A 15,969-nucleotide genomic window follows, 5' to 3' on the forward strand; every position below is an offset into this window, starting at 1 on the left:
CCTAAATTAACGAAAATTATACCGAATAACAGATTTTACGATAGCTTTTGCTATCATGTGTTTTAAACTTTTCGAGTTATTTGATGCCTTGTGTTTATGTACTCGAAATAAAGTTGGCACTTACCCTAAATTTTAAACGTTGTATGGGATACTCACGTTTCATGAAAAAAAAATTGAAATACCCATTATTGGCTTTCATGATCGCTGCACTCGTCAATGGTGCGGTTTTGCCTGCTTATAGTGCAATTGAAGATACCTTACCTGACATCGGTACCACTGCGGGTGGCACGCTTAGCATTAACCAAGAAATTATTATGGGTGATGCCATTACCCGGCAAATTCGCGCCAGCACACCACTAATTTACGATCCCTTGTTAACTCAGTATGTTAACAAGATTGGCATGCGTTTAGTGAAGAATGCTGACTCAGTTAAAACCCCGTTTAAGTTTTATTTAGTCAATAACCCAAATATTAACGCCTATGCTTATTTTGGCGGCAATGTGGTGCTGCACTCCGCTTTATTCCGTTATAGCCAAAATGAAAGCCAGCTCGCTTCTGTTATGGCTCACGAAATTTCTCACGTCACGCAAAGACACCTTGCGCGAATGATGGAAGACCAAAAAAGCACCACGCCGTTAGCCATTGCAGGGACAATTGGCTCACTCCTTTTAGTCATGGCCAATCCACAAGCGGGTTTTGCTGCACTAACAGGTACGATGGCGGGTGTGCAACAAGGTAGGATTAGTTTCACACAAGCGAATGAGCAAGAAGCAGATCGTATTGGCCTGCAAACATTGCGCCGTTCGGGTTTTGATCCTCATGCAATGGCGGATTTTATGCAAACCATGGCAGATCAAACGCGCTATATGTCTAAACCGCCTGAAATCTTGTTAACGCACCCCCTTCCCGACAGCCGTTTAGCGGATGCACGTAACCGTTCAAGTCAGTTACCCAAAGCCAGTGTGCCTTCATCATTAGATTTTATGTTAGCCCGTGTCCGTATTTTAGCCATGTATGGCACAGAGCAAAAGCATGCCCTTGACCAGATCATCGAAAATTACGAGAAAGGTTCGCAAAACGAACAGCTTGCTGCGCAATATGGTAAAGCCCTGATCCTTTCACAGGATAAAAAATACGCAGATGCAGGTAAAATTCTCACTGAATTATTAAATAAACAGCCCGATAATCCGTGGTTTATCGATAGCATGACAGATGTTGATATCGAGCAAAATCAAGCAACTAAAGCCATCACTCGCCTGCAAGGTGCACTCAAAAAATCACCGAAAAACACGGTGTTTATTGTTAACTTAGCGAACGCGTTAATCAACAACCATCAGTATAAAGAAGCGACCACGTTACTGAACAAATACACTTTTGATTATCCTGATGACCCAATTGGTTGGGATTTGTTGGCTGAAGCATCAGCAAAACAAGGCAATCGCCCCGAAGAACTCGCGGCTTATGCAGAAGGCCTCGCACTACGCGGTGGTTATGACACAGCAATCAATTATTTAAGTGATGCCAGCCGCCAAAGCCGTTTAGGCAGTTATGAACAACAACGCTACGATGCACGTATCGATGCATTGAGAAAACTACAATTACGTGATGAAAATGCAAAACCGTAAGGACTCAAAATGACGGATTCAATTAAGATTTACCATAACCCGCGTTGCTCTAAAAGCCGTGAAACCTTAGCGCTTTTAGAAGAAAAAGGGATCGCACCAACGGTGGTTGAATATTTAAAAACAGCACCGACTGCTGCTGAGATTAAAAAATTATTGAAAATGCTAGGTTTTAAAGATGCTCGTCAATTAATGCGCACAAAAGAAGACTTATACAAAGAGTTGAATTTGAGTGATGACAGCTTAACGCAAGATCAACTCATTAAAGCGATGCATGAGAACCCTAAATTGATTGAACGCCCTATTGTGGTTAATGGTGATAAAGCCCGTTTAGGTCGTCCACCTGAGCAAGTGTTGGAGATTTTGTAAAAATCCCTCTTAATAAGCAAAAACCAGTCTCACTGAAAAATTAAGACTGGTTTTTTGTTATTTCTGACCTTTATATTCCATATAGCTCAGTATGGTTAAAAAAAAGCAGTGGAGAAGCCCACTATATTTGAAATTATTATAGCTTCAATAAAATCACTTTTACCATAAGAAGATTTACCAACCTTATAGAGTATATTTAATTGGTTAATTAATTGGCTTATGACTATAACGCCAAAAAATAACAAATAAACTTAAATAAAAATAGATAAAGTACAACAAAATTTTCATTTGTTCATTATCTCCTTTTAAGTTGTCATCTATATTTTTCTTCGTTAATTCTGATGATATAGCACCCGTAGCACTACCAATAATATTAGGGTACTTAGATTGTTTTGGAGGAGCAGATATGGATGGCATATGTGTTAAAATCGTTCTTTCAGCCCACTAGACCATATATTCATTTTTTATCTAATAAAATAAAACCTACATATTTCCTTTCGTTTATGATTGAGTTTCCTAACTTTATTTTATCGTAAAGAAAAATCTAAAACACTCTTTTTTTATAGTCAACTAACCATATCTTTTATATTTATTATTTTAAATACCTTTGCCATTCAAGTTTAAGGCTATATTAATAATTAAGGCAGTAATAATACTATAGATTTAGAATATCTTTAACAAACGGAATGGTGAGTTTGCGTTGGGCAACAATCGAGGCGTGATCTAACTTGTTGAGAATATCAAACAACGTACCCATTTTTCTGTCGAGGCGTTTAAGCACAAAACGGCATACATCTTCAGGCAATTCAAAACCCCGCATGCGAGCACGTAATTGTAAGGCGTAGATTTTATCTTCATCACTTAATGGATGTAGTTTGTAAATCTGCCCCCAGTCGAGACGGGAAGCTAAATCAGGCAGTTTAAGGTCAATTTGACGAGGTGGACGATCACTGGTGATCAACAAGCAGGTACGGCCAATTTCGAGAATACGATTATATAAATTGAACATCGCCATTTCCCATTCCTCATCCCCAGCTATGCATTGAATATTATCAATACACACCAGTGATAGGTTTTCCATACCTTCAAGGACATCAGGCACAAAATAGGCACGTTTATCTAAAGGAACATACCCAACAGCAACGCCTTGCTCTGAAAGCTCTGCGCACGCAGCATGGAGTAAATGGCTTTTTCCGCCACCTTCACGTGACCAATAATAAATATAGCTACCATGTGCTTGATTGATTGCAGATTTTATAGCAGACAGCAACGCTTCATTTTCCCCTGCATAAAAGCTGGCAAAGGTTTCATCATCGGGTAGATAAAGTGGTAGTGAAAGCTGTGATGGTGTGTTCAGAATCGCCTCTGGCTGTACAAATCAATTTTCGCTAAACAGTTTACCACAAAAAACGCGGGTAGATGAACAAGATCCCTTTCAATTGCCGCTGCTTTAACCACAGCAGCAATTGTCATAAATTAAAAAATGTGATTACTTATCGTTATTTAGCTCTTTAACTTCACTGTTTACAAACTGTTTTTCAGGACGAACAAAGGTAATAAAACGGAACAGTAATGCCATAAAGATCCCGACAATAGTCGCTAATGCCATCCCTTTTAGTTCAGCTTGGCCAATGTGAATAACCGCGCCACTCACCCCGATAATCAAGATCACAGAGGTTAAAATTAAGTTTTGAGGCTTATTATAATCAACCTTCGAATCAATCAGAACGCGAATACCTGACGCACCAATAACTCCGTACAGTAATAATGAAACGCCCCCCATCACAGGTACAGGCACTAATTGGATTGCAGCGGCTAATTTACCAATGCACGATAACAAAATAGCGATAATCGCTGCCCCACCGATGACCCAAGTACTGTAAACCTTGGTAATTGCCATCACACCGATATTTTCACCATACGTGGTGTTTGGCGTTGAACCAAAGAAACCAGATAACACGGTTGAAAAACCGTTAGCAAACATCGAGCGGTGTAAACCTGGGGATTTCATTAAATCCCGTTCAACGATATTGGCCGTAACCACTAAGTGGCCTACGTGTTCTGCGATAACGACTAACGCCGCAGGTAAAATAGTGAGGATAGCAAACCACTCAAAACGTGGAGTATAGAATGTTGGGATTGCAAACCAAGGCGCTTCAATCACTGGGGTAAAATCCACAATCCCCATAAAGTATGACAACGCATAACCCGTTAAAAAACCGATTAAAATAGGGATAATCGATAAGAAACCACGGAACATGACCGCACATAAAATAGTCACCGATAACGTGGTTAATGAAATGATTAAAGTGTTAGTATCAACCGCCGCGCCATCTTTTGGCAGTAAACCTGCCATACCTGCCGCCGTTTGGGCGAGTTCTAAGCCGATAACAGCAACAATTGCTCCCATCGCCGCTGGCGGGAACATCACATTGATCCAGCTCCTTCCTGCCACTTTGACGATTAACGCCACAAGGCAAAACAACACACCACAAATAATAAAACCACCCAATGCCAGTTCATAACCCAATGGCAATAGAATTAACACTGGTGAAATAAAGGCAAAACTTGAGCCTAAATAAGCAGGGATCTGACCTTTACAGATAAACAAGTAGATTAATGTACCAATTCCGTTAAACAGCAAGATAGTTGCTGGGTTTACACCAAACAGAATAGGTACGACAACGGTTGCGCCAAACATCGCAAAAAGATGCTGAAAACTCAGTGGAATAGTTTGTAGTAATGGTGGTCTTTCTTCAACACCAATAGTGCGACGTGTCATTTGAGCTTATCCCCTTTTAGCTATGATTTATGCAAGTGGCCGAAGACTTGCAAACATTGATTTCATTTAATAAATCAAAAAAAAGCCGACTTCTCAGTCGGCTCATTTTTATTTAGTACCAAATATCTTATCGCCCGCATCACCGAGGCCTGGAACAATGTAACCTTCTTCATTGAGATGCTGGTCAATGGAAGCGGTATACAGTTCAACATCTGGGTGGACTTTTTCTAATGCTTTGATCCCTTCAGGTGCAGCAACTAAGACTAAAACCTTAATTGACTTACACCCTTCTTTTTTCAGTAAATCGATAGTCGCGATCATCGAACCGCCCGTTGCCAACATAGGGTCAACAACTAACGCCATACGCTCATTGATATCTGAAGTCAATTTTTGGAAATAAGGGACAGGCTGCAGTGTTTCTTCATCACGGTACACACCAACCACACTGATACGTGCGCTAGGAATGCTTTCCAATACACCATTCATCATACCAATACCTGCGCGGAGGATTGGGACTACAGTGATTTTCTTACCTTTAATTTGTTCTATTTCGACAGGACCACACCAACCATCAATAGTCACTTTTTCAGTTTCTAGGTCAGCGGTTGCTTCATAAGTCAGTAGGCTACCAACCTCTGAGGCCAGTTCACGAAAGCGTTTGGTGCTTATATCATGATCTCGCATCAGGCCAAGTTTATGTTTAACGAGAGGGTGTTTTACCTCAACGATCTTCATGGGTTTCTCCTACTATTTTAGACGCTGGCGGACAAAAAAATCGCGGGATTATAACTCTTTTAACCATGAATGCCACTAGATTACGTTTGATTTTGGTCAAAACAGCAACGATTAGGCAAACTTTTTTAAAATAGTATACCCCATATCGGTTAAGTTGCATGTTGATGATCTCCTGAATTTATTTTTTTGCCAATATTTAAATATTGGGCATATTTAACCTTGTGAACAGGCTCACTTTCTGCCATTTTCAGCCATAATAATTTTCATTCACAAAGCTATCGCAAACGTTTGCTTAGCCTGTTAGAATACTGCCCATGATGTTATTTTTCTCAAAAATGTAATTGCCTTGGGGGCCGTAGTGACTGATAAAACCTCTCTCAGCTATAAAGATGCCGGTGTCGATATTGATGCAGGTAACGCACTGGTTGAACGTATTAAAGGTGTCGTAAAAGAAACGCGTCGTCCCGAAGTGATGGGGGGTCTTGGTGGGTTCGGTGCATTATGTTCCCTGCCACAAAAATACCGCGAGCCCGTACTTGTTTCAGGTACCGACGGCGTTGGGACAAAATTACGTCTGGCAATGGATTTAAAACGCCATGATTCAATCGGGATTGACCTTGTTGCCATGTGCGTTAATGACCTTATCGTTCAAGGCGCTGAGCCATTATTCTTCCTTGATTACTACGCGACAGGTAAATTAGACGTTGATACCGCTGCCAGCGTCATCACGGGAATTGCCGATGGCTGTAAACAATCTGGCTGCGCATTAGTGGGTGGTGAAACCGCTGAAATGCCAGGTATGTACCATGGTGAAGACTATGACGTTGCAGGCTTTTGCGTTGGTGTGGTTGAGCGCTCTGAAATCATTGATGGTAGCAAAGTCAGCGCAGGTGATGCGCTAATCGCCCTCGCCTCAAGTGGCCCTCACTCAAACGGCTATTCATTAGTGCGTAAAATTTTAGAAGTCAGCAAAACGAACCCCGAAACTGAACAATTAGATGGCAAATCATTGGCTGACCATTTATTAGAACCTACACGTATTTATGTGAAAAACGTGTTAGAGCTGATTGCGAAGAATGACATTCATGCGATCGCACACATTACAGGTGGCGGTTTCTGGGAAAATATCCCACGCGTTCTACCGGATAATACCCAAGCGATTATTGATGGTAGTAGCTGGCAATGGCCTTCAGTTTTTAGTTGGCTACAAAACGCGGGTGATGTCAGTACCCATGAAATGTACCGCACCTTTAACTGCGGTGTTGGCATCATCATTGCCCTGCCACAAAGTGAAGTCAATACCGCATTAGCGTTATTAACATCACTAGGTGAAAACGCATGGCAAATTGGTTCAATCGGCCAATTACCTGCGGGTGAAGAGCAGGTTGTGATCCGCTAATGAAAAAAATCGTTGTCCTCATTTCTGGCAGTGGCAGTAACTTACAATCGATCATTGAAGGTTGCCAGTCAGGCACAATAAAGGGTCGCATTGTGGCCGTAGTGAGCAACCAAAACACGGCTTATGGACTAGTGCGGGCACAGCAGGCAGGGATCCCTGCCGCTTGCCTTGATGCAAAAGCGTATAGCAATCGCCAAGCCTATGATGCCGCTTTATTAGCGCTTATTGAACAATACCAACCAGACTTGGTAGTCTTAGCTGGGTTTATGCGTATTTTATCCCCTGATTTTGTCACTCATTTCACAGGGAAATTACTCAATATTCACCCTTCTTTATTGCCTAAATACCCTGGGCTACATACTCATCGTAAGGCTTTGGAAAATGGTGATAAAGAACATGGTACTTCCGTTCATTTTGTCACTGAGGAATTAGACGGTGGCCCTGTGATATTACAGGCTAAAGTTCCTATTTTCCCTGAAGATACAGAAGCAGACCTCATTGAACGAGTAAAAACGCAAGAACATACTATTTACCCTCTGGTTGTACAATGGTTTAGTGATAACCGCTTGACCATGGTTGAAGGTAAAGCCGTATTAGATGGTAAAGTGCTCCCTCAACAGGGTTATGCTAATGAGTAGTTTATTTTCTGTATAAATAACGATTCAAAGGGTGGAATTTCCACCCTTTTTGTTGCACTAAAATTGGCGAATATACAATCTGTCAATTGATTGTTTTTTCAGCGATTAACCACTTAGTTCTGCATAAAGTGAACTATTCTTCAACAAGGGGATGATCTCTCTGTGTTATGTCATTATTTTATCCCAAATAAGTGGTATCCTTATTTAAGCAAAAAATGTTTTTTCATAACCAATAGAGGTGTTTTATGACTACCGGGCAAGTTCATCCGTTTAGGTTGCGCCCACTTGAACGTGAAGATTTAGCGTTTATTCATCAACTTGATAACAACGCCAGTGTGATGCGCTACTGGTTTGAAGAGCCTTACGAGGCCTTTGTTGAGCTAAGTGATCTTTACGACAAACATATTCATGACCAATCCGAACGCCGTTTTATCGTGGAAAATGATAGCGAAAAAGTCGGGTTAGTTGAATTGGTTGAAATTGATTATGTTCACCGCCGTTCTGAGTTCCAAATTATCATTGCACCGCACCACCAAGGCCATGGCTATGCGAGCCGTGCAGCAAGGCTGGCAATGGACTATGCTTTCTCTGTATTAAATTTGTATAAGCTTTATCTCATTGTAGATAAAGAAAATGTCAAAGCGATCCACATTTATAATAAACTTGGCTTCCATACTGAAGGTGAATTGATTGATGAGTTTTTCGTGAATGGTCGCTACCATACGGCTATCCGTATGTGCGTTTTCCAACAGCAATATTTTGCAATGAAACAGCAATCAGAGAACCCTGAAAGCGTCATCGCACAAGATAAAGCAATTAAGCATCACATTTAGTTAACTGGCTGATACAATCGCCATTAAGTAACAAGCGTCTAATACGGAGTCAGAATGTCCCAAGAACGTCTCTATCATGAAAAAGAGCTAAGCTGGCTGTCTTTTAACGAGCGCGTTTTGCAAGAAGCCGCCGATAAGCGTAACCCGTTAATTGAGCGAATGCGTTTTTTGGGCATTTATTCCAATAACTTAGACGAGTTCTATAAAGTGCGCTTCGCCGACGTGAAGCGCCGTATTTTAATTAATGAAGAACGTGGCTCTGCCAGTGGCTCTCGCCATTTACTTAAGCGCATTCAAGCAAAAGTCGCCAAACAAGAACAAGAGTTTGACGTTTTATATAATGATTTATTGCTTGAAATGGCCCGTAACCAAATCTTCCTGATTAATGAGCGACAGATTTCCCCACGCCAACAAATTTGGTTGCGCCAATATTTTCGCCAAAATCTGCGCCAACATATTACACCGATTTTAATCAACCCAGACACAGATTTAGTTGAATTTTTAAAAGATGACTATACCTATCTTGCGGTTGAGATAATTAATGGCAATGACATTCAATATGCACTGCTAGAAATTCCATCGGATAAAGTCCCGCGTTTTGTTAATCTCCCGCCTGAGATGCCAAAGCGTCGTAAATCCATGATTTTAATTGATAACATTCTTCGTTATACGTTAGACGAAATTTTCAAAGGCTTTTTCGATTACGACGAACTTAACGCGTATTCCATGAAAATGACTCGTGACGCCGAGTATGATATCGCTACCGAAATGGAGTCCAGCTTGCTGGAAATCATGTCGTCGACGTTAAAACAGCGCTTAACCGCAGAGCCTGTGCGTTTTGTTTATCAACGGGATATGCCTGATGAAATGGTCGCCTTGTTGCGGGAAAAACTGGGATTATCCAACGATGACTCCGTCATTGCGGGTGGCCGTTATCATAACTTCAAAGACTTTATTAATTTCCCCAATGAAGGAAATAAAAATCTATTAAACAAACCATTGCCTCGCTTGCGCCACCGCTGGTTTGATAATTTCCGTAACGGTTTTGATGCCATTCGGGAACGCGATGTGTTGCTGTATTACCCGTATTATACCTTTGAGCATACCTTGGAGTTATTGCGCCAAGCCTCATTCGACCCAAATGTGATATCCATTAAAATCAATATTTATCGTGTCGCAAAAGATTCACGCATCATCGATTCCGTGATCCACGCGGCACACAACGGCAAAAAAGTCACTGTGGTCGTTGAATTACAAGCACGTTTTGATGAAGCAGCGAACATCCATTGGGCTAAACGATTAACAGAAGCGGGTGTGCATGTTATTTTCTCCGCGCCAGGTCTGAAAATTCATGCCAAGTTATTTATCATCTCCCGTATGGAAGAAGGCCAAATTGTCCGTTATGCCCACATTGGGACTGGAAACTTTAACGAAAAAACGGCACGGTTGTATACCGACTATTCCTTACTAACGGCTAACGAGCAAATCACCAATGAAGTGCGCCGCGTATTTAGCTTTATTGAAAACCCATATCGCCCTGTCACCTTCGATAATTTGATGGTTTCACCACAAAATACACGGACAAAGTTAACTGCGTTAATTGACCAAGAAATTACCAACGCTCTGGAAGGTCTACCAAGTGGAATTACATTAAAAATTAATAACTTGGTTGATAAAGAACTGACTGATAAGCTCTATGACGCCTCTAATGCAGGGGTGAAAATTCGTTTATTAGTTCGTGGGATGTGTTCGCTAGTGGCTGGCCAAGCGGGTTACAGTGAAAACATTCAAGTCACCAGCATTGTTGACCGCTTTTTGGAGCATGACCGCGTCTATGTGTTTGCCAACGCAGGAGACGAAAAAGTCTTTATTTCTTCAGCTGATTGGATGACTCGAAATATTGACTACCGAATTGAAGTCGCGGTTCAATTAGTCGATCCCCTTTTAAAACAACGGGTTTTGGATATTCTGGAATTACAATTCAGTGATACTGTAAAAGCGCGTTATGTTGACAAAGATTTAAGTAATCATTATGTTCCCCGCGGCAACAAGCGAAAAATTCGTTCTCAGCTTGCCATTTATGAATATTTGAAATCACTTGAAACGCCAGATACCCGAGCTTGATACTATGCCAATAACAACATCATCAGCACCAAGACCCCAAGAAATTGCGGCCATTGACCTAGGTTCAAATAGCTTTCATATGGTGATTGCGCGCGTTGTCAATGGTGCGCTTCAAGTACTTACCCGCCTAAAAAAACGTGTTCACCTTGCTGATGGACTGAGCGATACCAATGAATTAAGTGAAGAAGCGATGGAACGCGGGCTTTCTTGTTTAGCACTATTCGCCGAACGCCTGCAAGGCTTTTCCCCCGATAACGTCTGCATTGTGGGCACCCATTCCTTACGTGTCGCCACCAATGTGAAAGATTTTTTGCAACGCGCAAAAGAGATCATACCCTATCCTATTGAAATTATTTCAGGGCAAGAAGAAGCCCGTTTAATTTTTATGGGTGTCGAACATACCCAGCCAGAAAAAGGCCGTAAACTGGTTTTAGACATTGGTGGTGGTTCGACCGAAATTGTTATCGGTGAAAAATTTGAACCCTTATTGATTGAAAGCCGCCGAATGGGCTGTGTCAGCTTTGCAAAAAACTATTTTCATAATGAAACTATCACACCTGAATTTTTTAACCGTGCTTACCTTGCGGCTTGTTTAAAATTAGAAAGCACTGCCATTCTATTTAAAAAATACACATGGGATGTCGCAATGGGGGCGTCGGGGACCATTAAAGCAGCACACGGGGTTTTAGTGGAACTTGGTTACAAAGACGGCATGATTACCCGTGAACGCCTTACTGAAATAAAAAATATGGCGTTGAAATATAAAACTTTTTCTTCTCTGGATATTCCTGGACTGTCCAATGAACGCAAACAGGTGTTTGTTCCTGGCTTAGCGATTTTACTGGCGGTTTTTGACTCATTAGAGATTAAAGAATTGCGATTATCGGATGGCGCACTGCGCGAAGGGGTTTTATATGAAATGGAGGGCCGTTTTCGCCACCAAGATATTCGCCAACGTACTGCTTTAAGCCTTGCTGAGCACTACAATATTGATAGAGAACAAGCAAAACGGGTGTTGAAAACCATGGAAGAACTTTATTACCAATGGGGTCAACAAAATCCTAAACAAATCAATCCACAATTAGAGTCTATTTTAATTTGGGCAGTGATGCTTCATGAAGTTGGATTAAGCATTAACCATAGTGGCATGCATCGCCACTCCGCTTATATTTTGCAAAATACCAATTTGCCTGGCTTTAACCAAGAACAACAACTGTTGTTAGCTACGCTAGTGAGAAATCATCGCCGAGCCATAAAATACGATGATATTCCTAAGTTTAACCTATTTAAACGCAAACAGTTTATGCCGTTAATTCAAATTTTGCGGCTCGCTATTTTATTAAATAATCAACGTCAATCCACCACCATTCCATCATCTTTGCGCATCGAAACAGACGATGGATATTGGACACTTTATTTACCTGCAGAATATCTTGAGCAAAATGCCTTGATGTTATTGGATTTAGAAAAAGAAAGTGCTTATTGGGAAGATGTTCCTGGTTGGTCATTAAGTATATGCGCGGAGAATAAATAACTTTCAGCCATTATTGTGGTGATTTCTTCTTGTTTTTTTCACGCTAAACGCGGAAATCACTGCCTGTTTGGTGCGACTATTTGATATATTATTCAAATGGGCGACAATAATGATAATAAATTTCGTCCGCTCACAGACGAATTAATAAAACGCGCTTCGGCGCGGCTATTGTTTTAAGGATTAAAATGTCACAATCTGCTTTCTCAAACGATGTGGGGCCAATAGTTAACCCGCACTCACAAAAGCTGGCACACATTCGCCAGCAGATCCTGACGCTTTTTTTAGATGACGAGGAATTCGTCCACGCACTTGTTGAAAATGATCAACACGTCAGTATTGATGACAAAGCAATTAGTGAAAAAATCAGTACTGTTAAAGAATTACTTCTCGATTTACACACCGCGGATATCGCCGATATTTTAGAAATGTTACCCTACGATGAACGTCTCGCTTTATGGCGTTTAGTCGATAATAACGAGCGCGGTGAAGTACTCGTCGAGGCCTCTGTCTCTGTATGGGACAGCCTGATTAAAGACATGTCGGATAGAGAACTACTACGCGCGGTCGCTAGCTTACATGTGGATGAGCAAGCCTACATTGCCGAACATCTTCCGCGCGACACCATGCGCCGCCTGTTAACCTATTTAGAACCAAGCCTACGCAGCCGTATTCGCGAAGTTTTACAATACGCAAAAGACAGTGTCGGCCAAATGATGGATTTCGAATTCGTCACCGTTCGTCCAAACGTAGCCTTAAAAACAGTACAACGTTACTTACGCCAACGCGGCAAAATTCCAGAAGCCACCGATAAAATTTTCGTAGTAGATAACAACAATTATCTGCAAGGGGAATTACCTCTAACCACCATTTTGACACAATCACCCGATAAAATCGTCGCCGACGTCATGAAAACGGATACGGTTACCTTCCTGCCTGATGAAAAAGGGGAAGACGCAGCGAGCGCGTTCGAACGGTATGACTTAATTTCTGCTGCCGTTGTGGACAGCAATGGCTTACTGATGGGTCGTCTGACGGTTGAAGACATCGTTGATAATATTAGCGAAGAAAATGATAACAGCATCCGTCGTATGGGGGGGTTAAGCCCTGAAGAAGACGTTTTTGCGCCTGTAGGCCAAGCGGTTAAAACCCGTTGGACATGGCTGGCCATCAACTTGTGTACTGCTTTCGTCGCATCCCGTGTGATTGGTGTGTTTGAAGACACCATCTCTCAGCTGGTTGCTCTCGCCACTTTGATGCCTATTGTGGCTGGGATTGGCGGAAATACAGGGAACCAAACTATCACCATGATCGTGCGTGCGATCGCACTCCACCAGATCCAAAGTGGTAGCTTTTCCTTCTTAATGCTCAGGGAGCTGGGTGTCGCCTTTATCAACGGTATTGTCTGGGGCGGTATCATGGGGGTAGTCACCTATTTCCTCTATGGCGATCTTGCCATGGGTGCAGTGATGACGCTTGCAATGGTACTAAACCTATTGATGGCGGCAATAATGGGTGTGCTTATCCCACTTATTATGATCAAAATGGGGAAAGACCCTGCTATTGGCTCTAGCGTAATGATTACAGCTATCACCGATACTGGCGGCTTCTTTATTTTCCTCGGCCTCGCTACCCTATTCTTAGTATAATCTTTGTTCGTGCATGTTCAGCGAGAGCGTTGAGCATGCACGATTTATAAAACTCCGCCATTTCTAATAAAAACCACACAAATATTTCAAACTTAACGTAGAAAACTCATTGCATTGCAAAGTATTTATTATTTTATTAGCAAGTTCATCTATTATATAGATTAAAATTACCATTCAAATAATTATATTTAGTGTTTATTTCATTACATTAAATAGTAAGAAATTATTAAATTAATCATAATTAACTAAATATATTACTATTTTAAATATACGATATTCTGCAAAATGCAGATTATTAACATCATATAAGGTTATTTAAAGCCGCATTAGATATTAAACCCTAACAAAGAAAACTAATAAGAATGTTATGCTTGTTTTTGGTGTTGCGGTTTACAGAATATAGAATTTCCTGCTATAAATAAGGCATGCAAAAAGATACTGTGTATTGAACTACGTTATACCCATCCAACGTTTTCGACCTCTTATCTGCACCCAATAAATATGATTGGCTCATTATTTTGAGTAAATGCTTGTTACCCTGAATTTATATCATCGTGAATATTTTCAGGTATTTTAGAAGGATAGTATTATGACATCGCAAACAACCAGCCAGCCCTCGGCACGACCGTTGGGCAAAGAAGATTATAAAACCTTAGGCTTGTCCTCTTTAGGCGGCACACTGGAATTTTATGATTTCGTTATTTTCGTCTTCTACGCGAAAATTATTTCTCAGCTCTTTTTCCCTGGGGATAATGAATTTCTCGCGCTAATGGCGACACTTGGCTTGTTTGCAGCGGGTTACCTTGCTCGCCCACTTGGCGGTATTATTATGGCTCACTTTGGTGACAAAATTGGCCGTAAAAAAATGTTCACCTTGAGTATTTTCTTGATGGCATTTCCAACATTCGTGATTGGTTTCTTGCCAACATTTGAAACCATTGGTGCTGCAGCGCCACTGTTATTATTGTTAATGCGCATCATGCAAGGTGCCGCTATCGGTGGTGAAATGCCAGGGGCATGGGTATTTATCGCGGAGCATACGCCAAAACAGCGTTACGGCTTAGGTGTTGGCACATTAACGTCAGGGATCACTGGTGGTATCTTATTAGGTTCCATCGTGGCTATCATTATCGAGCGCACTTACACGACTGCTGAAGTCCATGACTTCGCATGGCGTATTCCGTTTATCTTGGGCGGTATCTTTGGCTTTATCTCTGTGTATTTACGTCGTTTCTTGCAAGAAACACCTATTTTTAGGGAGTTAGCTGCGAAGAAAGCGTTATCTCAAGAATTACCTGTAAAAACGGTCATTAAATCCCATAAGCAAGCCTGTATGATCACTGCAGCGCTGACATGGTCATTATCAACGGCGATTGTTGTGACGATTTTGATGACACCTGATGTGGTTTTAAAAGGCATCTACAATATTGACCGTAATATTGCGTTACAAGCCAACTGTGCTGCCACATTAACCCTGACGTTAGGCTGTATTTTTTGGGGCTGGTTAGGGGATAAAACAGGTACTCGTACTTCTATGACCTTGTCATGGGGCGGATTAGCAGTCACAGCGATTTATTTCTATTCGTCTTTATCAACGGATATTGCCGCCAACACCTTAATTTTTAACTATGGCTTGATGGGCTTCTTTGTCGGTGCGATTGCAACAACGCCAATTATCAGCACGCGTGCATTCCCACCTGAAATTCGTTATTCAGGTTTATCATTCGCTTATAACGTTGCCTACGCCATCTTTGGTGGTTTAACACCAATTTTAACAGGCGCATGGTTGCAACAATCTCACATGGCGCCTGCGTATTATGTGGCAGGCGTGTCATTGTTAGCCGTTGCCGTTGCCTTTTTGCCACTGTCATGGAAAGGTTGGACAGCAAAAGAAAACCAAACTGATGATCGAGCACCTGTATTAAACACCAGTGCAACACAATAAACAGCTTGTCATACCTCAATACAATGGCCTCGGGTTGAATTTAAACCGAGGCCATTTTTATTTTATAAATAACCACGTTGCAATAAGCAATGCAAAGACCAGCTCTAACGGATCAATCTCTGTTGGTAATTGATTTAGGGGCTATTTAGCTTATTTTAGGTACAAAGACGCAAAGATTAGCTTCCCCTAAAAATAGTAAGTTTATTTTGCATCGCACTCACACCACATAAATTGACACTTATTCATAATTCCTCCATTTTTCTTTGTGCCTATCAGGCTAAACTATTAGTATGTGTAACTGACTCTTTTCAGTTAGTTTTTTGCCTCACAGCCAGACTAATT

General features: G+C 41.3%; 11 protein-coding genes and 1 pseudogene. 9 read left to right on the plus strand and 3 right to left on the minus strand.

What is annotated here, in order from left to right; translation table 11 throughout:
- Positions 1–161: 161 nt before the first annotated feature.
- Together PR808_RS12630 and arsC are read left to right on the plus strand one after the other, a co-directional pair.
- Positions 162–1,625 carry a beta-barrel assembly-enhancing protease gene (locus PR808_RS12630; protein ID WP_206086556.1) on the plus strand — a complete coding sequence of 488 codons (1,464 nt, stop codon included), beginning with the start codon at positions 162–164 and terminating at the stop codon, positions 1,623–1,625.
- A 9-nt stretch (positions 1,626–1,634) separates the two neighbouring features.
- Positions 1,635–1,991: an arsenate reductase (glutaredoxin) gene (gene arsC, locus PR808_RS12635; RefSeq protein WP_206086555.1), complete on the plus strand. Its 357-nt coding sequence runs from the start codon at positions 1,635–1,637 to the stop codon at positions 1,989–1,991.
- Positions 1,992–2,646: 655 nt separating this feature from the next.
- Here arsC and hda read toward each other — a convergent pair.
- From hda to upp, 3 genes are all read right to left on the minus strand, one after another.
- On the minus strand, positions 2,647–3,351 hold the full coding sequence (gene hda, locus PR808_RS12640; protein WP_206086630.1) for a DnaA inactivator Hda: 705 nt from the start codon (positions 3,349–3,351) through the stop codon (positions 2,647–2,649).
- A 129-nt stretch (positions 3,352–3,480) separates the two neighbouring features.
- Complete coding sequence (uraA, locus tag PR808_RS12645) at positions 3,481–4,773, minus strand: uracil permease (RefSeq protein WP_206086548.1); 1,293 nt, start codon at positions 4,771–4,773, stop codon at positions 3,481–3,483.
- A gap of 108 nt (positions 4,774–4,881) precedes the next feature.
- Positions 4,882–5,508 carry a uracil phosphoribosyltransferase gene (upp, locus tag PR808_RS12650; RefSeq protein ID WP_206086546.1) on the minus strand — a complete coding sequence of 209 codons (627 nt, stop codon included), beginning with the start codon at positions 5,506–5,508 and terminating at the stop codon, positions 4,882–4,884.
- A 358-nt stretch (positions 5,509–5,866) separates the two neighbouring features.
- Between upp and purM the strand changes: the two genes are divergently transcribed.
- The 7 genes and pseudogenes from purM to PR808_RS12685 all read left to right on the plus strand — a co-directional run bounded on the left by purM (position 5,867) and on the right by PR808_RS12685 (position 15,627).
- The gene (gene purM, locus PR808_RS12655) at positions 5,867–6,907 is read left to right on the plus strand and encodes a phosphoribosylformylglycinamidine cyclo-ligase (protein WP_206086540.1); all 1,041 of its coding nucleotides are present in this window, start codon (positions 5,867–5,869) and stop codon (positions 6,905–6,907) included.
- Positions 6,907–7,545: a phosphoribosylglycinamide formyltransferase gene (gene purN, locus PR808_RS12660; protein ID WP_206086538.1), complete on the plus strand. Its 639-nt coding sequence runs from the start codon at positions 6,907–6,909 to the stop codon at positions 7,543–7,545. The genes purM and purN overlap by 1 nt, the downstream gene beginning before the upstream one ends.
- A 245-nt stretch (positions 7,546–7,790) precedes the next feature.
- A complete protein-coding gene (gene speG, locus PR808_RS12665; protein ID WP_206086537.1) occupies positions 7,791–8,378 on the plus strand; it encodes a spermidine N1-acetyltransferase in 588 nt (195 codons plus the stop codon).
- A gap of 54 nt (positions 8,379–8,432) precedes the next feature.
- Complete coding sequence (ppk1, locus tag PR808_RS12670) at positions 8,433–10,502, plus strand: polyphosphate kinase 1 (protein ID WP_272539424.1); 2,070 nt, start codon at positions 8,433–8,435, stop codon at positions 10,500–10,502.
- Between the two features lie 4 nt (positions 10,503–10,506).
- Complete coding sequence (gene ppx / locus PR808_RS12675) at positions 10,507–12,036, plus strand: exopolyphosphatase (RefSeq protein WP_206086517.1); 1,530 nt, start codon at positions 10,507–10,509, stop codon at positions 12,034–12,036.
- A 365-nt stretch (positions 12,037–12,401) separates the two neighbouring features.
- Positions 12,402–13,682 (plus strand): annotated as a pseudogene (mgtE, locus tag PR808_RS12680) (magnesium transporter); the annotation flags it as partial.
- A gap of 589 nt (positions 13,683–14,271) precedes the next feature.
- Entirely contained in the window at positions 14,272–15,627 is a 1,356-nt protein-coding gene (locus PR808_RS12685; protein WP_272539425.1) for an MFS transporter, read from the plus strand.
- Positions 15,628–15,969: the final 342 nt, after the last annotated feature.

The organism is Providencia sp. PROV197 (assembly GCF_028479625.1).
Lineage (GTDB): Bacteria > Pseudomonadota > Gammaproteobacteria > Enterobacterales > Enterobacteriaceae > Providencia > Providencia vermicola.